General features: G+C 39.2%; 20 protein-coding genes. 18 read left to right on the top strand and 2 right to left on the bottom strand.

The window, feature by feature from the left end:
* From IGJ03_RS11520 to IGJ03_RS11440, 17 genes are all read left to right on the top strand, one after another.
* Positions 1-720 carry a LytR/AlgR family response regulator transcription factor gene (locus tag IGJ03_RS11520; protein ID WP_438711144.1) on the top strand — a complete coding sequence of 240 codons (720 nt, stop codon included), beginning with the start codon at positions 1-3 and terminating at the stop codon, positions 718-720.
* 211 nt (positions 721-931) lie between these two features.
* Positions 932-1,294 (top strand): Asp23/Gls24 family envelope stress response protein, encoded by a 363-nt coding sequence (locus IGJ03_RS11515; protein WP_002354933.1) that lies wholly within the window; start codon positions 932-934, stop codon positions 1,292-1,294.
* A gap of 82 nt (positions 1,295-1,376) precedes the next feature.
* Positions 1,377-3,053 (top strand): DAK2 domain-containing protein, encoded by a 1,677-nt coding sequence (locus tag IGJ03_RS11510; RefSeq protein ID WP_002354936.1) that lies wholly within the window; start codon positions 1,377-1,379, stop codon positions 3,051-3,053.
* Positions 3,054-3,168: 115 nt separating this feature from the next.
* Positions 3,169-5,205: an ATP-dependent DNA helicase RecG gene (recG, locus tag IGJ03_RS11505; protein ID WP_375804771.1), complete on the top strand. Its 2,037-nt coding sequence runs from the start codon at positions 3,169-3,171 to the stop codon at positions 5,203-5,205.
* Positions 5,206-5,307: 102 nt separating this feature from the next.
* Positions 5,308-6,309: a phosphate acyltransferase PlsX gene (gene plsX, locus IGJ03_RS11500; RefSeq protein WP_002395966.1), complete on the top strand. Its 1,002-nt coding sequence runs from the start codon at positions 5,308-5,310 to the stop codon at positions 6,307-6,309.
* A 136-nt stretch (positions 6,310-6,445) separates the two neighbouring features.
* Complete coding sequence (acpP, locus tag IGJ03_RS11495) at positions 6,446-6,685, top strand: acyl carrier protein (protein WP_002354939.1); 240 nt, start codon at positions 6,446-6,448, stop codon at positions 6,683-6,685.
* 263 nt (positions 6,686-6,948) lie between these two features.
* Positions 6,949-7,989, top strand: coding sequence for an oligopeptide ABC transporter ATP-binding protein Opp2D (opp2D, locus tag IGJ03_RS11490; RefSeq protein WP_002367425.1), 1,041 nt, complete (start codon positions 6,949-6,951; stop codon positions 7,987-7,989).
* Positions 7,989-8,933 carry an oligopeptide ABC transporter ATP-binding protein Opp2F gene (opp2F, locus tag IGJ03_RS11485; protein WP_002354942.1) on the top strand — a complete coding sequence of 315 codons (945 nt, stop codon included), beginning with the start codon at positions 7,989-7,991 and terminating at the stop codon, positions 8,931-8,933. Before opp2D ends, opp2F begins: the two co-directional genes overlap by 1 nt.
* Positions 8,933-9,895 carry an oligopeptide ABC transporter permease Opp2B gene (opp2B, locus tag IGJ03_RS11480; protein WP_002354943.1) on the top strand — a complete coding sequence of 321 codons (963 nt, stop codon included), beginning with the start codon at positions 8,933-8,935 and terminating at the stop codon, positions 9,893-9,895. The genes opp2F and opp2B overlap by 1 nt, the downstream gene beginning before the upstream one ends.
* A gap of 27 nt (positions 9,896-9,922) precedes the next feature.
* On the top strand, positions 9,923-10,846 hold the full coding sequence (gene opp2C, locus IGJ03_RS11475) for an oligopeptide ABC transporter permease Opp2C (RefSeq protein WP_002365358.1): 924 nt from the start codon (positions 9,923-9,925) through the stop codon (positions 10,844-10,846).
* A gap of 28 nt (positions 10,847-10,874) precedes the next feature.
* Positions 10,875-12,653 (top strand): oligopeptide ABC transporter substrate-binding protein Opp2A, encoded by a 1,779-nt coding sequence (gene opp2A / locus IGJ03_RS11470; protein WP_002395965.1) that lies wholly within the window; start codon positions 10,875-10,877, stop codon positions 12,651-12,653.
* A 329-nt stretch (positions 12,654-12,982) separates the two neighbouring features.
* The gene (rnc, locus tag IGJ03_RS11465) at positions 12,983-13,675 is read left to right on the top strand and encodes a ribonuclease III (protein WP_375804798.1); all 693 of its coding nucleotides are present in this window, start codon (positions 12,983-12,985) and stop codon (positions 13,673-13,675) included.
* Between the two features lie 20 nt (positions 13,676-13,695).
* Entirely contained in the window at positions 13,696-17,274 is a 3,579-nt protein-coding gene (gene smc / locus IGJ03_RS11460; RefSeq protein WP_113848589.1) for a chromosome segregation protein SMC, read from the top strand.
* 24 nt (positions 17,275-17,298) lie between these two features.
* Positions 17,299-18,126 (top strand): Cof-type HAD-IIB family hydrolase, encoded by an 828-nt coding sequence (locus tag IGJ03_RS11455; protein ID WP_002359053.1) that lies wholly within the window; start codon positions 17,299-17,301, stop codon positions 18,124-18,126.
* 2 nt (positions 18,127-18,128) lie between these two features.
* Positions 18,129-19,457, top strand: coding sequence for a signal recognition particle-docking protein FtsY (gene ftsY, locus IGJ03_RS11450; RefSeq protein WP_375804770.1), 1,329 nt, complete (start codon positions 18,129-18,131; stop codon positions 19,455-19,457).
* 158 nt (positions 19,458-19,615) lie between these two features.
* Positions 19,616-20,101, top strand: a complete 486-nt coding sequence (locus IGJ03_RS11445) for a cupin domain-containing protein (RefSeq protein ID WP_438711142.1) — start codon at positions 19,616-19,618, stop codon at positions 20,099-20,101.
* A 119-nt stretch (positions 20,102-20,220) separates the two neighbouring features.
* Positions 20,221-20,619, top strand: coding sequence for a VOC family protein (locus tag IGJ03_RS11440; RefSeq protein WP_010707014.1), 399 nt, complete (start codon positions 20,221-20,223; stop codon positions 20,617-20,619).
* A gap of 50 nt (positions 20,620-20,669) precedes the next feature.
* Here the strand turns inward: IGJ03_RS11440 and IGJ03_RS11435 are convergent, their stop codons facing one another.
* A complete protein-coding gene (locus IGJ03_RS11435; protein WP_002365354.1) occupies positions 20,670-21,566 on the bottom strand; it encodes a YitT family protein in 897 nt (298 codons plus the stop codon).
* 189 nt (positions 21,567-21,755) lie between these two features.
* Positions 21,756-22,262, bottom strand: a complete 507-nt coding sequence (locus IGJ03_RS11430) for a cysteine hydrolase family protein (protein ID WP_375804769.1) — start codon at positions 22,260-22,262, stop codon at positions 21,756-21,758.
* Positions 22,263-22,432: 170 nt separating this feature from the next.
* On the opposite strand from IGJ03_RS11430, the gene gshAB reads away from it, so the two are divergent.
* Positions 22,433-24,703, top strand: coding sequence for a bifunctional glutamate--cysteine ligase/glutathione synthetase (gshAB, locus tag IGJ03_RS11425; protein WP_002368430.1), 2,271 nt, complete (start codon positions 22,433-22,435; stop codon positions 24,701-24,703).
* Positions 24,704-24,738: the final 35 nt, after the last annotated feature.

Below are 24,738 nucleotides of genomic sequence, written 5' to 3'. Positions count from 1 at the left end.
GTGATTTCTATTATTATTTGCGAAGATGATTGGCGACAACGACAAATGTTGGAAACCTATGTTAAAAATTACATAATGATGGAAAGTCTTGATATGGAACTGGTTTTTTCAACAGGAAATCCGTTAGAAGTACTTGAATTTGTCAAAAGTCAGTCTAGAATAATTGGGTTATATTTTCTAGATGTTGATTTACAACATGAAATGTCAGGATTAACCTTAGCAGCTAAAATCAGAGACTACGATAATTTAGGTAAAATCGTTTTTGTCACAACACATGGGGAACTGTCCTATCTGACGTTTACGTATAAAGTGGAAGCGCTGGATTATATCATTAAAGACAACAAAGAACATCTACAGCAGAAAATTTGTGAAAATATTCAATTGGCTCATGAACGTATAACTAGTGAACGTGGAGATACAAAAAAATTATTTAAATTTAAGGACGGCGATACCATTCGGTCTGTAGATATGGCAACAATCATTTTTTTTGAATCTTCTTCCGTATCGCATGAAATCGTTTTACATTTTGAAAACGGAGAAATTGAATTTTATGGTTCCTTAAAGGAGATTGAAGAACAGTCTAATGACTTTTATCGTTGTCACAAATCATATTTAATCAACCGCAAGCATATAAGTAAAGTTATAAAAAGCGAACGGATTGTCGAAATGAGTAATGGAGAAAGATGTTTAGTCTCAGTGAGAGCCATGAAAAACCTCTAAAATCAGCAGACAAGATTCAATGAACCAAGTCGAATTTTGTCTTTTTCTGCATTGACAATGCACGACAAACGTTGTAAATTGTACAAATGTTGGTAATTATGAGGAAGGGTCTATAATATCTGACGAACTTCCTTTTAATTAAAGGCTGGATATGATAAAATGTTATGGAAGAAAATAGGGCGAATGTGCTCTTATAAGGAGGCTTTCATCAATGGCTGTAAAAATTCAAACACCCGCAGGTACCATTGAGATTACCAATGATGTGATCGCTACAGTAGTTGGCGGAGCTGCGACAGATATTTACGGAATTGTCGGAATGGCAAGCAAAAATCAAATTAAAGATAACTTAAACGATATTTTACGTCGTGAGAATTACTCACGTGGTGTCGTTGTTCGTCAAGAAGACAACGGAATCGCAGTGGATGTCTACACGATTGTTAGTTATGGTACAAAAATTTCTGAAGTTTCTCGTAACGTCCAAGAAAAAGTAAAATATAATCTTGAAACATTATTAGGTGTCACTGCGAATTCAGTTAACGTTTTTGTTCAAGGAGTTCGTGTATTACCGGATTAGAGGTAGTGTACTGTCAACGATGCAATTGCACAAGGAAGTCGTGTGTTGCCGTTAGCGGTAAATCTGAAGGAGGATTTTTTAGGTGAATGTAACAGAAATCAGCGCAGGTCAGTTCCAGGAAATGGTCCAGGCAGGTGCGACTCGTCTGCACACAAATGCAGAATATGTCAACTCATTAAACGTTTTCCCTGTACCCGATGGTGATACAGGAACAAATATGAACTTATCAATGACCAGTGGTGCAAAGGCTGTGGCCGATTCTCGCTCTGAAAAAGTAGGAGAATTAGCAGGTGCGTTATCCAAAGGGTTATTAATGGGTGCTCGTGGAAACTCTGGGGTTATTTTATCTCAATTATTCCGTGGCTTCTCAAAACAAATTCCTGAGGTTACAACATTAAACGCCAAAGACTTGGCCGCTGCCTTTACACATGGTGTAGAAACAGCGTATAAAGCAGTGATGAAACCCGTTGAAGGAACAATCTTAACTGTTTCTCGTGAAGCGGCGCGTTCTGGTGAACGTAAAGCGAAAGAAACAGATGACTGTATCGAAGTTATGACAGCTGTTGTAGCAGGCGCTAAACGTGCCTTAGCGAAAACACCTGATTTATTACCTGTCCTAAAAGAAGTCGGCGTTGTAGATAGTGGGGGTCAAGGACTACTATTTATCTATGAAGGATTTTTAGAAGCGCTTAGTGGTGAATTTTTACCAACTGAAACGTACGAACCAAGTCCTGCCGAAATGGACGAAATGGTTAATGCTGAACATCATCGTGGTGTTAGTGGCCACGTTGCGACAGAAGACATTAAATTTGGCTATTGTACAGAAATTATGGTTCGTATCGGCGAAGGCCCAACCGTGGACAGCGCTTTTGATTATGAAACATTCAGAAACTACTTAAATGAACTAGGCGATTCTCTATTAGTCGTTAACGATGACGAAATTATCAAAGTTCACGTACACACTGAGCATCCAGGTGAAGTGATGAACTACGGCCAAAAATTTGGTTCGTTAGTAAAAATAAAAGTAGACAATATGCGTTTACAACATGAAACGTTAGTTGAACGCGATGCTCAGCAAGAAGCGTTGACTGAAAAAGTTCGCGTACCGTTTGCTGTGATTGCTATTGCAGCCGGTGAAGGCGTTCAAGAATTATTCCGAAGTTTAGGTGCAAGCTACATTATTAGTGGTGGCCAAACAATGAACCCAAGTACGGAAGATATTTTAAAAGCAGTCAAAGAAGTGAATGCAGAGCAAGTCATTATTTTACCAAACAACAAAAACATCTTTATGGCGGCTGATCAAGCAGCAGAAGTTGCCGATGTACCAGTAGCGGTTGTTCCATCTAAAACCATTTCTCAAGGAATGACAGCAATGTTAGCTTTCAATGATCAACAATCATTAGAAGAAAACAAAGCAAGTATGACGGAAATGTTAGACAGCGTTGTGAGTGGTCAAGTAACCACAGCTGTTCGTGACACAACCATTGATGACGTTGAAATTAAAAAAGATGACTTCTTAGGAATGATTGATGGTAAAATCGTCGTTTCTGAAGCAGATCGTTTTAATGCATCATTAGACACGTTGAACCGCATGATTGATGAAGACACTGAAATCGTGACAATTATTGTCGGCGAAGATGGTTCGGTTGAAGAAGCTGAAAAGCTAATCGCTATTTTAGTTTCTGAAAACGATGAACTAGAAACAGAACTTCATGAAGGTGGACAACCTGTGTATCCATACTTATTCTCAGCAGAATAGGTTTTCGTGATGAAAAAATAAAAACGAATAGGCTGGTTCATTAGTTAGGGCTAATGAACCAGCCTATTTAATGAATGATCCATTTTTTTGCGTATATTAATGAGGAGGGGATTTTATGGACATCACAGATTTAGTCAGCGTATTGCCCGGTGTTGGCCCAAAACGTGCTGAAAATTTACAAGAACTGGGGATTGCTACAATTGAAGACTTATTGACGTATTATCCCTTCCGCTACGATGATATCCAAGAAAAGGATTTAAGTGAGATTCAGGATCAGGAAAAAGTTACGCTAAAGGGGCTAGTGGTTTCGGAAGCAGTCGTTAGTCGGTACGGTTATAAGAAGAGCCGGTTAACGTTTCGAATGATGCAAGAACATGCGGTCATTAATGTTTCCTTCTTCAATCAACCTTTTTTAAAAGACAAAGTAGTTCTTTCCGAAGAAATTGCTGTTTATGGCAAATGGGATGCCAAGAGAAAATCATTAAATGGCATGAAAATCTTAGCTTCTAAAGGAGACAATGAAGATTTCGCCCCCATTTATCATGTGAATAAAAAAGTCCGCCAAAGCACGTTGGTTCAGTTAATCCGCACTGCTTTTGAAGAGTATGGTTCACTGGTTGAAGAGATTTTACCGAATGATTTATTAGAAAAGTACCGCTTGATGCCTAGAAAAGAAGCAATGTGGGCGATGCATTTTCCCAGTAATCCAGAAGAAAGCCATCAAGCTAAACGGCGAGTAGTCTTTGAAGAGTTTTTCCTTTTCCAACTTAAAATGCAAGGATTGAAGAAACAAGAAAAAGCGGAAAAAAATGGTTTAGCTATTCAATATGACGTGGATCGCTTAAAAACGTTCACCCAAGGACTGCCTTTTGAATTGACAGGCGCCCAAAAAAAAGTGACCAATGAAATTTGTCGAGACTTGCGAAGTCCGAAGCATATGCAACGATTGCTTCAAGGTGACGTGGGGAGTGGGAAAACGGTAGTGGCTGCGATTGCGCTATACGCCACCATGACCGCTGGCTTTCAAGGGGCGTTAATGGTTCCGACTGAAATTTTAGCGCAGCAACACATGGAAAGCTTACAGCAGTTGTTTGATCCATTAGAAGTGCGAACGGCCTTATTAACAGGTTCCACCAAAACGAAAGAACGTCGTCTAATTCTCGAAGAACTGGCCAATGGCGAGATTGACATTGTGGTAGGGACCCATGCTTTGATACAACAAGATGTCAGTTTCCATCAATTAGGTTTGGTAATCACCGATGAGCAACATCGTTTTGGTGTGAATCAGAGAAAAATATTAAGAGAAAAAGGCTTAAAACCAGATGTTCTATTTATGACGGCCACTCCGATTCCTCGAACGCTGGCCATTACAGCCTATGGCGAAATGGATGTATCAATCATTGATGAAATGCCAGCTGGACGGATTCCAATCGAAACACGTTGGATTCGGCCGCCGCAGTTAGATACTGTTTTAGAATGGATGGAAAAAGAACTGGATCGAGGACATCAAGCCTATATTATTTGTCCATTGATTGAAGAATCAGAAGCCTTAGATGTGAAAAACGCAACAGAAATTTTTGAACATATGCAAAGCTTTTATTCCCCAAGATATCAAGTGGGATTACTACATGGTAAAATGAAAAACCAAGAAAAAGATGACATTATGCAGGAGTTCAAAGACAATCAGCTGCAATTATTGGTTTCTACCACCGTTATTGAAGTTGGCGTGAATGTACCAAATGCCACAGTGATGTTAATTATGGATGCGGACCGGTTTGGGTTAGCACAGTTACATCAGTTACGGGGCCGTGTTGGGCGTGGCTCCAGTGCTTCTTATTGTATTTTAGTGGCCAATCCGAAAAATGAAATGGGCGTTGAGCGTATGAAAATCATGACAGAAACCACCAATGGTTTTGTCTTGAGTGAGCGTGATTTGGAACTTCGCGGGCCTGGGGAAGTGTTCGGTGCACGGCAATCAGGGGTGCCTCAATTTGCGGTAGGAGATATCGTGACGGACTTTAACATTTTAGAAGTTGCGCGCCAAGAAGCAAGTGCCCTATGGCAAGTGAAAGAATGGTGGCAATATCCTGTTTATCAAGGCTTAGCCAATCGAGTGAAACCCCAAGATGAGGCAGCCCAATTTTTCGATTAGAAGAGGTAATTTTTGAAGCCAGAAAGTAAAAGCCAATGCGTATTTCTTTGAAAAAAATATGTTATACTTGTTAGGAAACAAAAAAGTAGGAGGGAATCACTCATGAAAATTGCTGTAGATGCAATGGGTGGAGATAACGCCCCACAAGCAATTGTTGAAGGGGTTATGCTAGCCAAACAAGACTTCCCAGACATTGAATTTCAATTATATGGAAAAGAAGCCGAAATAAAAAAATACATCACCGATGAAAAAAACATTACGATTATTCATACCGATGAAAAAATTGCTAGTGACGATGAGCCAGTTAAAGCAATCCGTCGTAAGAAAACTGCTTCCATGGTTTTAGCAGCGCAAGCAGTTAAAAATGGGGAAGCCGATGCGATTTTTTCTGCAGGCAACACCGGAGCGCTATTAGCAGCGGGTCTGTTCATTGTCGGCCGCATCAAAAATGTGGAACGTCCCGGTTTGATGTCAACTTTACCTGTCATGGGAGAACCAGACAAAGGGTTTGACATGTTAGATTTAGGAGCCAATGCAGACAATAAACCAGAACATTTGGTTCAGTATGCCGTTTTAGGTTCATTCTATGCTGAAAAAGTTCGGAACGTTCAGAATCCTCGTGTTGGTCTATTAAATAACGGAACTGAGGAAACAAAGGGCAGTGAATTAACGAAAAAAGCCTTCGAATTGTTAGCAGCAGATGAAACGATTAATTTTGTCGGAAACGTTGAAGCACGAGAATTATTAAATGGCGTAGCTGACGTGGTGGTGACAGATGGCTTCACAGGGAATGCCGTTTTAAAATCCATCGAAGGCACAGCTATGAACATGATGAGCTTGCTGAAAACAGCGATTCTTTCTGAAGGTGTCAAAGGAAAAATGGGCGCCTTATTATTAAAGAATGCGTTGCGTGGCATGAAAGACGAAATGGACTACTCAAAACATGGGGGGGCGGTTTTATTTGGCTTAAAAGCGCCAGTCATTAAAACGCATGGGGCCACGGGTCCTGATGCCGTCCGCTACACCATTCGTCAAATTCATACAATGTTAGAAACCCAAGTTGTCCCACAATTAGTGGAATATTATGAAGGCAAAGTAGAGTAATTTGCAATTGTCTTGACATCAGTTTGTTACTCAAATGAAAAAAAGATGGACAAATACCCAAATTGTGAGTACAATGTATCTTAGCGTTTTAGTAAAAGAAAGAACCTTTTTTCAAAAGCAGTGGAGGTGAATACAGTTGACTCGTGAAGAAGTACTTCAAAAAGTAGCGAAGATTATCTCAAACCACTTTGATATTGAAGCGGATCAAGTAACAGATCAATTAAACATTAAAGATGATTTGAACGCTGACTCAATTAGCGTAATGGAGTTTGTTTTAGAACTTGAAGATGAATTTGGAACAGAGATTTCAGATGAAGATGCAGAAAAAATTGAAACAGTTGGTGCCGCTGTAGATTATATTGTGAGTAATTCATAAAAAATAATAAGACAAAGTCGATTAACATTCCTGTTAATCGACTTTTTTTGCGTACATAATGGTTATTTTATTAAGCAATAAGGCTATTTTTACACATATTTTTGTAAAAAAAATCATACATGTAAAAAAATAACTGCGAAAAAAGTTATTTTATCTTGCTTTTTATGGAATAATTCTATAAAATTATGAAAAAACAATGAGCTGTAAATTAACATTGATAAAAATTAGAAAGTGCTATCATTAAATATTAGTTAATTTATATAATGTTTTTGAAAGGACGTAAGGGGTGCGTATGGATGCAAGGAAATGAACAATTACTAGAGGTTTCAGGATTAGAAACAGCATTTAGAATTAAAGATGATTATTATAATGCCGTCGATGATGTTTCATTTGAATTGAAGAAAAATGAGATTCTGGCAATCGTCGGAGAATCTGGTTGTGGAAAAAGTACCTTAGCAACAACGATTATGGGCTTACATGATCCCAATCATACCAAAATTACTGGGGAAATTTTATACAACAATTTAAACTTAACTACGTTTAATGAAACATTGTACAACAAAGTCAGAGGAAACGATATTGGGATGATTTTCCAAGATCCGTTGTCTGCACTGAATCCGCTCATGCGAATTGAAGACCAAATTAAAGAAAGTCTCACGTATCATACCAAAATGACTGCACAACAAAAACAAGCACGGGCCATTGAACTGTTAGATCAAGTGGGGATTCCCAACCCAGAGCGTGTCGGGAAACAGTATCCTCATGAATTGTCTGGCGGCATGCGCCAACGGGTGATTATTGCCATTGCAATCGCGTGTAAACCACCGATTTTAATTGCAGATGAACCAACAACGGCCTTAGACGTTACCATTCAGGCACAAATTCTCGATTTGTTAAAAGATTTACAAGAAGAAACAGGGAGCGGCATTATTTTAATTACCCATGACTTAGGTGTAGTTGCGGAAATGGCTGATCGTGTAGCGGTTATGTATGCGGGTCAGTTTGTAGAAGTAGCCACTGCTGAAGAATTGTTTAGTCATCCGAAACATCCATATACACGTTCCTTACTTCAGTCCATTCCCCAAGAGAATTCAGATGAAGAAGAACTTCATGTGATTGAAGGGATTGTTCCTTCGTTAACCAAATTACCTAGAAAAGGTTGTCGGTTTGCCCCACGAATTCCTTGGATTGATGCATCGGAACATGAAGAAAATCCAACATTACATGAAGTTGCACCGAATCATTATGTTCGTTGTACATGTTATAAACATTTTCATTTTAGAGACGGGGAAGGGGAAGCGTAATGACAGAAATTATTCAAATTAAAGATTTAAAAGTTCATTATCCAATTCGCAGCGGCTTCTTCAATCGAATCACTGATCATGTTTTGGCGGTTGATGGTGTGGATTTCATGATTGAACAAGGTAAAACGTATGGGTTAGTTGGTGAATCGGGTTCTGGAAAATCAACGACAGGAAAAGCAATTATTGGTTTAGAAAAAATTACAAATGGTGAAATTATTTATCAAGGACAAGATGTAACCAAGCCGCGAAGTCGAAAAGCGATCGGATACAACAAAGATGTCCAAATGATTTTCCAAGATTCGATGTCAAGTTTAAACCCTAAAAAACGAGTACTAGATATTATCGCCGAACCAATTCGAAATTTTGAACGGTTAAGTGACCAAGAAGAAAAGAAAAAAGTCAAAAGTTTGTTGGACATTGTGGGGATGCCAGAAGATGCGTTGTACAAATATCCTCATGAATTTTCTGGTGGACAACGCCAACGTTTAGGCGTCGCCCGAGCGGTGGCTACCAGTCCCAAATTAATTATTGCAGATGAACCTGTTTCAGCACTGGACTTATCTGTGCAAGCACAGGTATTGAATTTTATGAAGAACATTCAACAGGAATATGGGTTAAGTTACTTATTTATTTCCCATGATTTGGGCGTAGTTAAACATATGTGTGACAACATTGCCATTATGTACAAAGGCCGTTTTGTAGAAATCGGTACACGCCAAGATATTTACACTAATCCACAACACATTTATACCAAACGCTTACTTTCAGCAATTCCTAAAATTGACGTAGCGAACCGAGAAGCTCACAAAGAAGAACGAAGAAGAGTTGAGCAAGAGTATCGGGAAAATCATAAAGACTATTATGATGAAAATGGGCGGGTTTATAACTTACATGCGATTAGTCCAACCCACCAAGTAGCGTTAAAAAATGGAGGTGCTGAATAATGTGGAAAACAATTTTACGCCGTTTGTTATTGATGATTCCGCAAGTGATTATTTTAAGTGTCTTGATTTTCCTGTTGGCTAAAATGATGCCAGGTGATCCGTTTACAGGATTGATTAATCCGAACCAAGACCCGAAAGTGATTGAAGCCATGCGCGAAGCTGCCGGGTTAAATGATCCTTGGTACGAACAATATTTCCGTTGGATTGGCAATGCCTTACATGGAGATTTTGGGCATAGTTTTATCTTTAAGTTACCTGTGTCCACGCTCATTGCTGGTCGGGTGGGGAATACGATTGCATTGGCCGCTGTGTCAGTTATAATCACGTATTTAATCGCCATTCCTTTCGGTTTAATTGCTGGCCGTTACCAAAATTCATGGTTTGACAAAATGGTGGTTATCTACAACTTCTTCAGTTTTGCCGTGCCATTATTCATCTTTGCCTTGATTATGCTCTTTATTTTTGGGTATCGCTTAGACTGGTTCCCAACGAGTGGAACCGTGACTGTTGGTTTGGCTGAGGGAACGTGGCCGTATTATTTAGATAAACTGAAGCATTTAATTTTACCAGGGGTCACTCAAGCGTTGCTAGGGACAGCGGTCACTATTCAATATTTGCGCAGTGAAGTGATTGATGTTAAAAACATGGACTTTGTTCGTACTGCTCGTTCAAAAGGAGTGCCAACGAATAAAATTTTTAATCGACACATTTTTAGAAATGCAGCATTACCAATTGCCTCTCAATTAGGTTATGAAATTACTGCTTTGATTGCCGGATCAGTCGTTATTGAAAAGATTTTTGCTTTCCCAGGAATTGGAAAATTATTTATTGATAGTATCATTCAACGTGACTATTCCGTTATTACCGCTCTCGTGTTGATTTTGGGATTGGCAACCCTTATCGGAACCTTAATTTCTGATATTGTAATGAGTATTGTTGATCCAAGAATTCGAATTCAGTAGAAAAAACACGAAGAAAGGGTGATAAAAATGGAATTGACAGAAGAAAAAAGAGAAGAAGTCTTACAAGAAAGTATTCCACCAATGGGCTTTCGGATGATTGCGCGAGAATTCGTCAAAGAAAAAATGGCGATGTTTTCTTTAATCCTTTTGGTCATTATCTTATTAGCCGTTTTTATCGGTTCGTTAGTGTTAGACCAAAGTGCCGTTATGCATGTAAGTATTTTAGATAAGTATGCGGAACCAGGTACCGTTACAATGAATGGCACCAAGTTCATTTTAGGTGCCGATGAAGGGGGTCGTGATGTTTTAGGACAATTGATTATCGGGGCTAGGAACTCGATTTTAATCGGTTTTGCCATTACGATTATTACGTCTATTATCGGGGTCGGTTTAGGGATTATTTCCGGTTATTATGGAGGCATGATTGATAATATTTTGATGCGTATCGTGGATTTTATTATGATTTTGCCAATTATGTTAATTATTATTGTGTTCGTTTCCGTGATTCCTAAATATAGTATCTGGTCCTTTATTTGGATTATGTGTGCGTTTTATTGGGTTGGAAAAGCGCGGTTGTTCCGCAGTAAAACGTTATCTGAAGGGCGCCGAGATTACGTTAGTGCCTCTAAGACAATGGGAACAAGCGATTTTAAAATTATGTTTCGAGAAATTATGCCGAATTTAAGTTCATTAATTATTACGAACTTAACGATTAATTTCGCGGCCAATATCGGGATCGAAACAACGTTAACTTTCTTAGGCTTCGGGTTACCACAAAGTGTCCCAAGTTTAGGAACCTTAATTGGCTACGCCAGCAGTGGGGATGTATTAGTCAATAAACAATGGGTTTGGTTACCTGCATCAATTCTAATTTTAGTCTTGATGTTAAGTATAAACTATGTTGGACAAGCATTTAAGCGCTCAGCAGATGCACGACAACGATTAGGCTAATTAGCCAAAAAATGAGGGAGGAAAAGAGATGAACAAGAAACGGATTTTAGGTGCAATCACGTTAGCTTCTGTGTTAGTATTCGGGTTAGCTGCATGTGGTGGCGGCAATAAAGGCGGGGGCAATAAAGCAACGGAAACAGAAGACATTTCAAAAATGCCAATCGCTGTTAAAAATGATAAAAAAGCAATTGATGGCGGGACATTAGATGTCGCTGTAGTTATGGATACACAATTCCAAGGACTTTTCCAGCAAGAATTTTATCAAGACAACTATGATGCACAATACATGCTTCCAACGGTACAGCCATTATTTAACAATGATGCAGACTTTAAGATTGTCGATGGGGGTCCTGCGGATCTGAAATTAGATGAAGATGCCAATACAGCAACCATTAAATTACGTGACAATTTGAAATGGTCTGACGGTAAAGATGTGACGGCAGATGACGTGATTTTCTCTTATGAAGTCATTGGTCATAAAGACTATACAGGGATTCGTTATGATGATAACTTTACGAATATTGTTGGTATGGAAGACTACCATGCTGGTAAATCGCCAACCATTTCTGGCATAGAAAAAGTCAATGATAAAGAAGTTAAAATCACTTATAAAGAAGTTCACCCAGGAATGCAACAATTAGGTGGCGGTGTTTGGGGTTCAGTTTTACCAAAACATGCCTTTGAAGGAATTGCTGTCAAAGACATGGAGTCAAGCGATGCAGTTCGTAAAAACCCTGTGACTATTGGACCATACTACATGAGTAATATTGTGACAGGTGAATCTGTTGAATACCTACCAAATGAGTATTACTACGGTGGCAAACCTAAATTAGATAAATTAGTGTTCAAATCTGTTCCTTCTGCGAGCATTGTAGAAGCGATGAAAGCGAAACAATACGATATTGCATTATCAATGCCAACAGATACGTATCCAACATACAAAGATACTGAAGGGTATCAAATCTTAGGACGTCCCGAACAAGCCTACACGTATATTGGCTTTAAAATGGGTACGTTTGACAAAGAAACCAATACAGTGAAATACAATCCAAAAGCTAAAATGGCAGATAAAAGCTTACGTCAAGCCATGGGCTATGCAATTGACAATGATGCAGTCGGCCAAAAATTCTACAACGGCTTACGAACAGGGGCAACAACGTTAATCCCACCAGTCTTCAAGAGCTTGCATGATAGCGAAGCGAAAGGCTATACGCTTGATTTAGACAAAGCGAAAAAATTATTAGACGATGCTGGTTATAAAGACGTAGACGGCGATGGCATTCGCGAAGACAAAGAAGGCAAACCACTAGAAATCAAGTTTGCTTCAATGTCAGGCGGCGAAACTGCACAACCACTTGCTGATTACTATGTCCAACAATGGAAAGAAATTGGCTTAAACGTAACGTATACAACAGGACGCTTAATTGATTTCCAAGCCTTCTATGATAAATTGAAAAATGATGACCCAGAAGTAGATATCTATCAAGGCGCGTGGGGCACAGGTTCAGATCCTTCACCAACCGGCTTATATGGTCCAAACTCAGCCTTTAACTATACACGTTTTGAGTCAGAAGAAAATACTAAATTACTTGATGCGATTGATTCAAAAGCATCATTTGATGAAGAAAAACGTAAAAAAGCCTTCTACGATTGGCAAGAGTATGCCATTGATGAAGCGTTTGTAATCCCAACGCTTTACAGAAATGAAGTCTTGCCTGTCAACGACCGTGTAGTTGACTTTACTTGGGCAGTTGATACGAAAGATAATCCATGGGCAACGGTGGGTGTCACTGCGGAAAAACGTTAAACAACGTTCCGCTGATTTAATAGAGATAGAACGAGGTCGGGACAGAAGTGTTTAACTCCGAGAAATAAGGAGGAGTTGCTTCTGTTCCCGCCGTTTATCAGTTTTTGAGCGTGGCGCAAAAATCCAAAGTGATTTTTGTCCCACGCTCTTTCTATCTCTTACGTAAACAAACGCTTTTATCTCAGTCATAGCTCTATTTATTTATTTTTTTCTAAAAAATAATGAGAACACAGTGAATAACAGGCTTTTTCTGAATAGAACCATTTAAAAAAAGTGAAAAAAAAAGTATAATGAAACAAGGTGTAAATAAATGTAAAGGAATGTGGAGAATGGACAATCAGTTAACAACAGAGTTAAAAGAACGTTACGGCATTGTTTTCCATGATGTCAATCTATTAGAGCAAGCTTTTACTCATTCATCCTATGTGAATGAGCATCGCTATTTAAAATTATCCGATAATGAACGTCTTGAATTTTTAGGAGATGCAGTTTTAGAATTAATTGTTTCACAATATTTGTATTTAAAATTCCCAGAACTTCTAGAAGGAAAATTAACGAAGATGCGCGCAGCCATCGTTCGGGAAGATAGTTTAGCCAAATTTGCGAAAGAATGTCACTTCGACAACTACATTTTATTAGGTAAAGGAGAAGAAGCATCGGGCGGACGAACACGTGCATCATTATTATGTGACTTATTTGAAGCCTTTTTAGGTGCCCTCTACTTAGACCAAAAATTTGGCGCAGCCAAGAAATTTATTGAAGACGTTATTTTTCCGAAAATTGATGCCGGTGCTTTTTCACATGAGATGGATCACAAAACACAATTACAAGAAGTTTTACAACGCAAAGGCGATGTTTCAATTGAATATCGCTTAATTAAAGAAGAAGGCCCTGCTCATGACCGCACCTTTTTCACTGAAGTTTACATGAATGGTGAACTCATTGGGTTAGGCCAAGGAAAATCGAAGAAGTTAGCTGAACAGGATGCCGCTGAGCGGGCACTGAAAAGTATTCCTCAGTAAGGCTGGAAGGAGCAATATTCGTGTATTTAAAACGAATTGAAATTACAGGATTTAAATCATTTGCAGATAAAACCATTATTGAATTTGAAGATGATGTGACAGCAGTGGTTGGTCCGAATGGAAGTGGGAAAAGTAATATCACGGAAGCTGTTCGCTGGGTATTAGGTGAACAATCTGCGAAAAACCTTCGCGGTGGCAAAATGAACGACATTATCTTTGCCGGTTCGGAAGGTCGTAAGCCGCTAAATATTGCGGAAGTTACCGTGACGTTAGACAACAGCGACCATTATTTAGCATTGGATTATAGTGAGATTAGTGTCACCCGTCGTTTAAAACGAACGGGCGAAAGTGACTTTTTTATTAATAAACAAGCGTGCCGTTTAAAAGACATTCAAGATTTATTTATGGATTCAGGGTTAGGCAAAGAATCTTTTTCAATTATTTCACAAGGGAAAGTTGAAGCGATTTTTAATAGTAAACCTGAAGACCGTCGTGGGATCTTTGAAGAAGCAGCGGGCGTTTTAAAATACAAACAACGGAAGAAAAAGGCTGAACAAAAGCTTTTCGAAACTGAGGACAACTTAAGCCGTGTCCAAGATATCATTTACGAGTTGGAAGACCAATTAGTTCCTCTAGCCGCCCAAGCAGATGCGGCTAAAAAGTATTTAGCTTTGAAAGAAGAACTTACCGAAATTGATGTCAATTTAACTGTGACCGAAATTCAAGAAGCAAAAGCTATTTGGGAAACGAAAACGCAAGAATTAACAGCCATTGAAGAAAAGTTAGCCGGCGCAAGTAAGCAAGTCCATGACTTAGAAGGCAAATTGGTACGTTTACGCAGCAAGCGCAATCGTTTAGATGAACAAATTGAAACGGAACAACAACAATTATTACAAGTGACAGAAGCGTTGAAACAAGCAGAAGGACAAAAAAATGTTTTAATTGAACGTTCCAAACACACCTCCCAAACGGCAAGCGAATACGAAGAGACATTGGCAGAAACGGCCGAAAAAATTGTTCGTTATCGAGAAGAATTGCAGACGCTGGAAACAGCAATCGCAGAAAAAACGGCACAACGTCAGACGTTAAAAGAAGCATTGGCTTTGGCAACGAAAGATGTGGAAAAATATAGTAAGTCTTCTAAAGAATTGATGGAGGAATTGCGCAGCCAGTATGTGGAAGTCATGCAAGAACAAGCCAATACAGCCAATGACTTAAAATATTTAGAACGACAATATCAACAAGAAACAGCTAAAAATCAACAATCGCTAGCAAAACACGAAGCGCTAGAAGAACAGATGGTTGAAGCTCTCGCAATGAAAGAGACGCTAGAAAAAGAGCAAAAAGTTGCAAAACAAGGCTTACAAGAACAGCTGGAAGAATACACTGCGTTGAAAGCAACGCTTGAAGCCAAACGTGAACGATTAGCACAGCGTCAAAATGATATGTACCAAGCGATGAATCAAGTGCAACAAGCGAAGGCACGCCAAAAAAGTTTGCAAGAAATTCAAGAAAATTACGCTGGCTTCTATCAAGGCGTGAAAGCTGTATTGCGTCACAAAAACCAACTAACTGGGATTGTTGGCGCAGTGGCTGAGTTAATTGAAGTGCCTAAAGAATATACGTTGGCGATTGAAACGGCCTTAGGTGGTGCGGCGCAACATATTGTTGTGGAAAATGAGAAAGATGGTCGAGCAGGCATCACCTTCTTAAAACAACAACACAGTGGCCGAGCAACCTTTTTACCATTGACTACCATTAAGCCGCGCTCTGTATCGGCGATGGTTCAGAATCGTTTGGCTGGTGCACCGGGCTTCGTGGGGATTGCCAGTGAATTAGTTCGTTATCCAGAACAAGTACAAACCGTTATTCAAAATCTCTTAGGCGTCACGATTTTAGCGGCAGATTTAACGAGTGCCAACCAGTTAGCAAAATTAGTCAATTACCAATATCGCGTTGTCTCATTGGAAGGCGATGTGATGAATCCTGGCGGTTCGATGACTGGGGGAGCCAATAAACGTGGCAACCAAGGAAGCCTATTTTCACAAGCGCAAGAACTTCAAACAATTACTGAACAAATGACTCAATTAGAAACACAACTAAGAAGTGTAGAACAAGAAGTCCAAGCGCTCTCGCAAGAAGTGAAAACAGCCACGGAACGTGCAGAAATGTTGCGCTCTGCTGGTGAACAAAATCGTTTAAAACAACAAGAAATTGATAATAAATTAGCCAATCAAACAGAAACGATTACTCGTTTAACAAAAGAAAAACGTCTGTTTGAATATGAATCACGGGAATTGCATCAATTCTTAACCGAATATCAAACGAAAAAAGCCACATTGACAGAGCAACAAGCAAACTTAACGGCAACGAAAGAACGTTTAGATGCTGAAATGAAACAAGTGGAACAAGAAGCTAGCCAAATGGAAACCTTTAAAGCCCAAGCGCAAGAACGCTTGACGACAGTTCAAGCAGAACAAGCAGTAGCGGCGGAACAATGTGCCCATTTTGCTCGTCAAAAGCAAGACAAACAAGAACAATTGGACGAATTGTTGATTCGAGAAACGGCCATCCGTCAACAGCTACAACAACTAAGTAGCCATTCTAGCGATCACCAGTTAACCGAAGAAGGCTTAGCGGCACAAGTCGCGCAATTAGCGGAGAAACAAACAGCGTTGCAAACCTCTTTACAAACGGCACGTAGTCACCGACAAGCGTTGCAAGAAGAAGTAGACGAGTTAGATACAAAATTAGCGGAAGAAAACAAACGCCAACAACAGTATTTAGCAGATAAAACACAAATTGAAGTCCTAAAAAATCGTGCAGAAATGCAATTAGATAGCTCATTAAGTTACTTACAGGAAGAATACAGCTTAACCTTTGAAGCTGCCTATGAAGCGTATTTCCCAATCGATGATTTAGCGCAAGCACAGCAAACAGTGAAACGCCTAAAACAAGAAATTGAGCGGTTAGGACCTGTTAACTTAAGTGCCATCGAGCAATTTGAACAAGTCGATGAACGCCATCAATTTTTAGTCAGTCAACGAGATGATTTATTAAATGCGAAAGAACAATTATTTGAAACCATGGATGAAATGGACCAAGAAGTGAAAGAACGGTTTAAAGAAGTCTTTGAAGCAATTCGTGGCCAGTTCAAAGTGGTATTTCCCAATATGTTTGGTGGCGGACGGGCAGAACTGGTGCTAACCAACCCAGAGGATCTCTTGAATACAGGGATTGAGATTGAGGCGCAACCACCAGGGAAAAAATTACAACATTTAAGCTTGTTGTCTGGAGGCGAACGGGCATTAACGGCGATTGCGTTACTCTTTTCAATTATTCGTGTTCGACCAGTTCCGTTCTGTATTTTAGATGAAGTAGAAGCAGCTTTAGATGAAGCCAACGTTGCTCGTTTTGGCCATTATTTAAGCGAATTTGAAGATGGCACACAGTTTATTGTGGTGACGCATCGTAAAGGGACAATGGAAGCCGCAGATGTTTTATATGGCGTGACTATGCAAGAATCTGGGGTTTCAAAAATCGTTTCAGTTCGCTTGGAAGAGGTCAAAGAAGGTGGCGCAATTGAAAAAAGCAATTAGCCAGAAGCAAGGAGGAGCGAACGTTTGATAAAATTAGTTGCTATTGATTTAGATGGAACATTATTAAATAGCCAAAAAGAGATTTCTTTACGGAATAAACAAGCACTGATGGCTGCGAAACAAGCAGGCGTGAAAGTTGTTATCTGCACAGGTCGACCTTTGGCAGCCATTGGTCCTTACTTAGAAGAATTAGGTTTACAAGATGAAGGCGATTATAGCATTACTTTTAACGGCGGATTGGTTCAAAAAAATGATACAGGGGCCATTATTGAGAAAACATTGATGCCCTTGGAAGCGATTCATGAGCTGTACCAATTAGCAACCACACTCAACATGCCGTTTGATGTCTTATCCGATGAGGTCGTGATGCAACTGCCTTCTGCACCTAATTATCCTTCAATTTATAGTTCTCTAAACAAATTATTAACCTTTGAGTCCTACAAATTAGAAGAGTTAACCCCGAATCGAATTTATAACAAAGTTGTTGTTGCGATTGATGAAGCGTATTTAAATGAACGCATCAAGGAAATTCCGGCCTCTTTTTATGAGCGCTTTGAAATTATTAAAACGCGAAATAACTTATTAGAATTTATGCCAAAAGGGATTACGAAAGCCTATGGTATTTCCTTGTTAGCCAAAGATTTAGGAATCCGTGCAGAAGAAATCATGACGCTAGGGGACGAAGAAAATGATTTACCGATGATCGAATACGCTGGCTTAGGTGTCGCCATGGCAAATGCGATTCCATTAGTTAAAGAAGCCGCAGATGTCGTCACAGACACGAATGACCAAGATGGCGTTGCCAAAGCGGTCGAAAAATATATTTTAACGCCGTTGGAAGGAGGCCAATAAGAATGGGATTTTTTGATAAAATTAAAAAAGCTTTTTCCGCTGAAAAAAAGGAAGAAGAAAAACAAGAGATAATTGAAGAAACAGTAGACGAAACACCTAGTGATGAATCAGCGCCTGCTGAATCAAAAGAAACCGCAACAGAAGAGGCGCAAATAACGCCAGAAACGACAGCAGAAGAAGTTGCAGAAACAGCCGATTTAACAGATAACGCTGAAATGGAAAAATTAGCTGATGTAGAAGAAGCGTTAGATGAAGAGCCAGAAGAAATCCTGACAGAGGAAACACAAGAAGTTGTTGTGGAAGCGCCTGAGGAAGAAAATAGCGTCGTGACTCCGTTGGCAGAACCAACAGACACGCAGGTTTCAGAAGAAATTGAAGAGTCGAAAGAAGAACAAGTCCAAGAAAAATATGAAAAAGGTTTGGAAAAAACGCGTAAAACATTTGGTCAACGGTTGAACGAATTGTTTGCTAATTTCCGAAGCGTTGATGAAGATTTCTTTGAAGAATTAGAAGAAACGTTAATTGGTGCAGACGTAGGCTTTGATACATCCTTAAAAATTACAGAAGCCTTGCGGCAAGAAGTGAAACTGCGAAACGTGAAAAAACCAGCTCAAGTTCAAAATACCATCATTGAAAAAATGGTTGATTTGTATGAAGAAGCAGGAATTAATGAAAATAATGCAATTAACTTACAGCCAAATGGCTTAACCGTGATTTTATTTGTCGGTGTTAATGGAGTTGGTAAAACAACCAGCATTGGTAAATTAGCCCATCAATACAAGTTGGAAGGAAAGAAAGTTTTAATGGCCGCTGCCGATACGTTCCGAGCGGGCGCCATCGATCAATTAGTTGTTTGGGGCGAACGGGCTGGCGTTGAAGTTGTACGTGGGAATGCTGGCGGCGATCCAGCAGCGGTCGTTTTCGATGCAGTAGAACGTGCCAAAGCAGAACAGGCCGATGTTTTGCTAGTGGATACAGCAGGTCGTTTACAAAATAAAGTCAACTTAATGAAGGAATTAGAAAAAATCAAACGAGTCATTCAACGAGAAATTCCAGATGCGCCTCACGAAGTTCTCTTAGTCGTGGACGCAACTACTGGGCAAAATGCGATGACACAAGCCAAACAGTTCAAAGAAACAACCGATGTCACTGGCTTAGTTTTAACCAAACTAGACGGAACAGCCAAAGGTGGTATTGTCATTGCTATTCGGAATGAATTACACTTGCCAGTGAAATTAGTTGGTCTAGGTGAAGGCATTAACGATTTAGAACCATTCAATGCCAACGATTTCGCAATGGGCTTATTTAAAGGCTTATTAAAAGATGTTTAGTTGTAGAAAATAACAGGTTTGGGAAGAACGTGGGACAGGAGTATTTAGCTTCAAGAATGAAGAAGCTACTCCTGTCCCGCCGTTTATTTTAGGATTAGGACGGATGTTCTAAGTTCTTCCTAAATTGTTTCTGAAAAAATGAAGGAGTGAGGGAGAAGATGACAGAACAAATGTGGATTGAGAAGTTAGGATTAGAAACGCATCCTGAGGGCGGTTATTTTAAACAAACCAATAAAAGTGAACAATTGATTCCGACCAAACGAGGCGAACGGGCGTTGCATACAGCGATTTTATTTCTATTAAATACAGAAAGTCCGTCACATTTTCATCGTTTAAAAGCGGATGAATTATGGTTTTTTCACGATGGTCAGCCGTTAACCGTTCACTGTATTTTTCCTGATGGAACGTATCAAGCTGTTCAGTTAGGGAAAGACTTAGTTCAAGGACAACAGCTTTCGTTCTCAGTTCCTGCCGGCACAATCTTTGGCTCTACAGTAGCGACAGGATTTGCGTTAGTCAGTTGTGTGGTTACACCAGGCTTTGAGTTTGAAGACTTCGAGTTATTTACTCAAGCGGAATTGTTAAACGATTATCCACAACATAGTGAAATCATTCAGCACTTGGCTTATCGAGAATTACCTTAAGAAAACGTTTTAGTAACATTTCTTTTATGAATATGCTAGTATAAATCAAACAAGCTTGTTGATTTTGTCGCAACGCACACTTAGCTGTCGTAGATGATTAAAAGAAAGGGATGAATCACATGGGCACAATGGTTTTTGTTAACTTCCCAGTAGCGGATGTCCAACGTTCTACAGCATTTTATGAAAAACTTGGATTCAAAAAGAACGAGGAATTTTCAACAGAGGAAGCTAGTTCGATGATGTGGGATGATCAATTTTGGATTATGTTGTTGAACCATGATTTTTATGGGAAATTTATCCAAGAAAAGCAAATTATTGATGCGCAAACAACCAGTGGAGCATTAATTTCCTTTAGTTTAGAGAGTGCCGAAGCTGTAAAACAGTTTGGCGAAACCGCCAAAGCTAACGGAGGCAACTGCTACCGAGTTGATATGGAAATACCAGAAGAGCAAATGTATGGCTTAGAAGTGCAAGATTTGGATGGCAATAGCTTAGAACCTGTCTGGATGAAGATGTAAAAAGAGCCGCAAAATCTCTACAGATTTTGCGGCTCTTTTCCTACAAAAAACTATTGTAAATTATTGGCATTAGTAGCTTCAACGCCATAAGAATCAGCTACTTTTTTCAAGCTAAATCCTTTTCCGTAGACTTCACTCGCACTCATTGAAATCAAAAAGGCTTCTTCATCAATCTCAAGAATGGCTTCTTTTAAGCGGGGAAAATCTTTTTCACGAATGACAGTCATTAAGAGCATGCCTTTCGCGCTTCGATAACCGCCTTCGATTGGCACCAAGGTCACACCTTTATCTAGTTCACGTAATAAGCGTTCTTGAATAGCGACATATTTTGGTGAAATAATCATCACATTCTTCGAGCGAACCAGACCAACTTGAATCATGTCAACGACACGACCAATTGTAAATAAACAAATTAAAGAGAATAACACAATATCTGCATTAAAAGCATACATTGCTGATAAAATGACTAAACCATCGACGAATAAAATAGCAATACCTAAGGAAACTTTGAAGTATTTATTGACAATTTGTGAAATGATTGCTGTGCCACCAGTTGAAGCATTGCCACGGAAAACCAAGCCTAGGCCAGCACCTGTAATAATACCGCCAAATAATGCTGCAAGAAAAATATTATGTGTTAAAACAGGCATCCCTGAAGTAATTCCTACAAAAAATGGATAAATAAGACTGCCATAAATGGTTTTGACACCGACCTCTTTCCCAAGAAGTAAGAAACAAAGCACTAAAAGAGGAATATTGATGGCGTAAAGAACAATGGCGGGACTAATCCCGAAAACATAATTAATAACAATACTAATGCCATTGGCTCCGCCTGCGACAAGTTTATTTGGCAATAAGACCGCATTGATTGAAATGGCCAAAATGAATGCACCAACTGTTACATAGGCGGTGTCTTTTAAACGTTGGGCTGTAAAAAATTTGTTCATAAAATACCTCCAATTATTTATTAGTTTAGTGAATGATGACATAAAAAAAGACAGAACATGAGAGACAAGCCTAATCGACTTATGTCCCACACTCTAAATCTTCAACTAATCAACTGAACACTTTTTCCTTATACTAACATGAAATACGACAAGAAAACATAGTGAACAAACAATTTTTTGGAAAAGCCCTCAATTTATTGAAGGCAAAAAAGTCAAAAAGCGGCCAGCCCAAATAGCTTCATGATGTTGGATAATTTGTGCCGCGGTTAAATGTCCATTATCCAAGGTGGAAGTGGTTTTCGGTGTCATCAAACACGTATAGCCTAAACCATGAGCCATCCGAATTGTAGTGTCTACACAAAACTCGGTTTGGACACCAGCGATTTCTAACGTTTGAATGTCTTGTTCCGTCAATAAATCATTTAAATTTGTTTGGTAAAAGGCATTCGCATGTGTTTTGCGGATGAAAAAATCTGTGGGCTGTGCATCCAGCTTTTCAAAAAGTTGCCAAGAGTCTGAGCCAAAAGGTAATTCGGTTTCTTCATGTTGAACAAAAATAATGGGCGCATGGTGTTGGCGGTAGACAGCAATACGCTGATTGACTTTATCCAATACTGCTGGCAGACGGTACAATTGCTGCGACGGACTTTCGATGCCTTTTTGAAAGTCAATTAAAAGTAATGCACGATTTTTCATGGGCAATCCCCACTTTCTATAAACTAGTTGTTTTCAGTATAACGGAAAAAGGCGCTCTCTAAAAGTGTCTCGAAAATTCTCAAGCGAACGTTCAAAAAAACAGCATATTTACTCATTTTCCTATATAATAGTAAGAGAAACAGATAGTTTGTAGAAAGAAAGGCGACAAGATGAATTATAGAGAATTAATGCAAAAGAAAAATGTTCGTCCTTACGTATTGATGGCTCGTTTTGGTTTAGAAAAAGAAAACCAACGTAGTACACGAGAAGGGCTTTTAGCGACAACTGATCATCCCACGGTTTTTGGTAACCGTTCTTATCATCCATATATTCAAACAGATTTTAGTGAAACACAATTAGAACTAATCACGCCTGTAGCAAATAGCGGCACAGAAATGCTTCGTTTTTTAGATGCCATTCACGATGTTGCTCGTCGTTCGATTCCAGAAGATGAAATGTTGTGGCCATTAAGTATGCCGCCACAATTACCAACAAAAGATGAAGAGATTAAAATTGCTAAATTAGATCAATATGATGCAGTGTTATATCGTCGTTATTTGGCAAAAGAGTATGGCAAACGAAAACAAATGGTCAGCGGAATTCATTTTAATTTTGAATATGACCAAGCCCTGATTCAGCAATTATATGATGAACAATCCGAAGTGACAGATTGCAAACAATTTAAAACGAAAGTGTACATGAAAGTTGCCCGTAACTTTTTACGTTATCGCTGGTTAATTACGTATCTTTTTGGGGCTTCACCAGTTAGTGAAGACGGCTACTTTAGAGTCTATGACGACCAACCGCAAGAACCCATTCGCAGTATTCGGAATAGTACGTATGGCTACAGAAATCATGACAATGTGAAAGTATCGTATGCCTCATTGGAACGCTATTTAGAAGATATTCATCGCATGGTGGAAAATGGTTTACTTTCTGAAGAAAAAGAATTTTATGCGCCTGTGCGCTTACGTGGCGGGAAACAAATGTCTGATCTGCCTAAAACAGGTATTCGCTATATCGAGTTGCGTAATTTAGACTTAAATCCTTTTTCACGTTTAGGCATTGTGGAAGATACCGTGGATTTCTTACATTATTTCATGTTGTATTTATTGTGGACAGATGAAAAAGAAGAAGCGGATGAATGGGTAAAAACTGGCGATATTTTTAATGAACAAGTGGCTCTTGGTCATCCTCATGAAACGATTAAGTTAATTGCAGAAGGCGATCGGATTTTTTCAGAAATGATTGATATGTTAGATGCTCTAGGCATTCGCAAAGGCAAAGAAGTTGTCGGTAAGTATTATCAACAACTGCGGAATCCACAAGACACCGTTTCTGGCAAAATGTGGACGATTATTCAAGAAAACTCCAACAGTGAACTGGGAAATATTTTTGGAAACCAATATCAAAGTATGGCCTTTGAACGCCCTTATCAATTAGCTGGTTTCCGTGAGATGGAATTATCCACACAAATTTTCTTATTTGATGCGATTCAAAAAGGTTTGGAAATCGAAATTTTAGATGAACAAGAACAATTTTTGAAACTGCAACATGGCGAGCACATTGAATACGTCAAAAATGCCAACATGACTAGCAAAGATAACTACGTGGTACCATTGATTATGGAAAACAAAACCGTGACAAAGAAAATTTTGTCTGCAGCAGGTTTCCATGTGCCTGGCGGTGAAGAATTTTCATCTTTTATTGAGGCACAAGAAGCACATTTACGCTACGCCAATAAAGCGTTTGTCGTGAAACCAAAATCAACGAATTACGGTTTAGGAATTACGATTTTTAAAGAAGGAGCTTCGTTGGAAGACTTTACGGAAGCGTTACGGATTGCTTTTAAAGAGGACACAGCGGTTTTAATTGAAGAATTTTTACCTGGAACAGAATATCGGTTCTTTGTGTTAGATAATGATGTAAAAGCCATCATGTTGCGCGTGCCAGCCAATGTTACCGGAGATGGCAAACACACTGTAGAAGAATTGGTGGCCGCTAAAAATAGTGATCCATTGCGGGGGACCAATCACCGTGCACCACTAGAGTTAATCCAGTTAAATGATTTAGAAAAACTAATGTTGAAAGAACAAGGTTTAACTATCTATTCTGTGCCAGAAAAAGAGCAAATCGTGTACTTGCGAGAAAATTCTAATGTTAGCACGGGCGGGGATTCGATTGATATGACCGATGTCATTGATGATAGTTATAAACAAATCGCCATTGAGGCCGTAGCTGCTTTAGGAGCCAAAATTTGTGGCATTGATTTAATCATTCCTGACAAAGACGTAAAAGGCACACGTGATAGCTTAACGTACGGGATTATCGAAGCAAACTTTAATCCAGCCATGCACATGCATGTGTATCCTTACGCTGGAAAAGGACGCCGTTTAACAATGGACGTTTTAAAACTTTTATACCCAGAAGTGGTTCAATAAAAAAAGAATACCGCCAAAAAATTCATAATAGATTT

The sequence above is a fragment of the Enterococcus sp. DIV1315a genome (assembly GCF_051712325.1).
Classification (GTDB): Bacteria; Bacillota; Bacilli; order Lactobacillales; family Enterococcaceae; genus Enterococcus; species Enterococcus faecalis.
The sequence above is the reverse complement of the archived record's forward strand: the minus strand, read 5'-3'. Positions and strand labels throughout refer to the sequence as shown.

Excerpts from the sequence above, each read along its gene's own strand:
- plsX (WP_002395966.1), top strand. The coding sequence starts at position 5,308 with ATGAAAATTGCTGTAGATGCAATGGGTGGAGATAACGCCCCACAAGCA.
- IGJ03_RS11445 (WP_438711142.1), top strand. The coding sequence starts at position 19,616 with ATGACAGAACAAATGTGGATTGAGAAGTTAGGATTAGAAACGCATCCT.
- IGJ03_RS11440 (WP_010707014.1), top strand. The coding sequence starts at position 20,221 with ATGGGCACAATGGTTTTTGTTAACTTCCCAGTAGCGGATGTCCAACGT.
- opp2C (WP_002365358.1), top strand. The coding sequence starts at position 9,923 with ATGGAATTGACAGAAGAAAAAAGAGAAGAAGTCTTACAAGAAAGTATT.
- IGJ03_RS11515 (WP_002354933.1), top strand. The coding sequence starts at position 932 with ATGGCTGTAAAAATTCAAACACCCGCAGGTACCATTGAGATTACCAAT.
- rnc (WP_375804798.1), top strand. The coding sequence starts at position 12,983 with ATGGACAATCAGTTAACAACAGAGTTAAAAGAACGTTACGGCATTGTT.
- opp2F (WP_002354942.1), top strand. The coding sequence starts at position 7,989 with ATGACAGAAATTATTCAAATTAAAGATTTAAAAGTTCATTATCCAATT.
- ftsY (WP_375804770.1), top strand. The coding sequence starts at position 18,129 with ATGGGATTTTTTGATAAAATTAAAAAAGCTTTTTCCGCTGAAAAAAAG.
- opp2A (WP_002395965.1), top strand. The coding sequence starts at position 10,875 with ATGAACAAGAAACGGATTTTAGGTGCAATCACGTTAGCTTCTGTGTTA.
- opp2B (WP_002354943.1), top strand. The coding sequence starts at position 8,933 with ATGTGGAAAACAATTTTACGCCGTTTGTTATTGATGATTCCGCAAGTG.
- recG (WP_375804771.1), top strand. The coding sequence starts at position 3,169 with ATGGACATCACAGATTTAGTCAGCGTATTGCCCGGTGTTGGCCCAAAA.
- IGJ03_RS11435 (WP_002365354.1), bottom strand. The coding sequence starts at position 21,566 with ATGAACAAATTTTTTACAGCCCAACGTTTAAAAGACACCGCCTATGTA.
- gshAB (WP_002368430.1), top strand. The coding sequence starts at position 22,433 with ATGAATTATAGAGAATTAATGCAAAAGAAAAATGTTCGTCCTTACGTA.
- IGJ03_RS11430 (WP_375804769.1), bottom strand. The coding sequence starts at position 22,262 with ATGAAAAATCGTGCATTACTTTTAATTGACTTTCAAAAAGGCATCGAA.
- opp2D (WP_002367425.1), top strand. The coding sequence starts at position 6,949 with ATGTTTTTGAAAGGACGTAAGGGGTGCGTATGGATGCAAGGAAATGAA.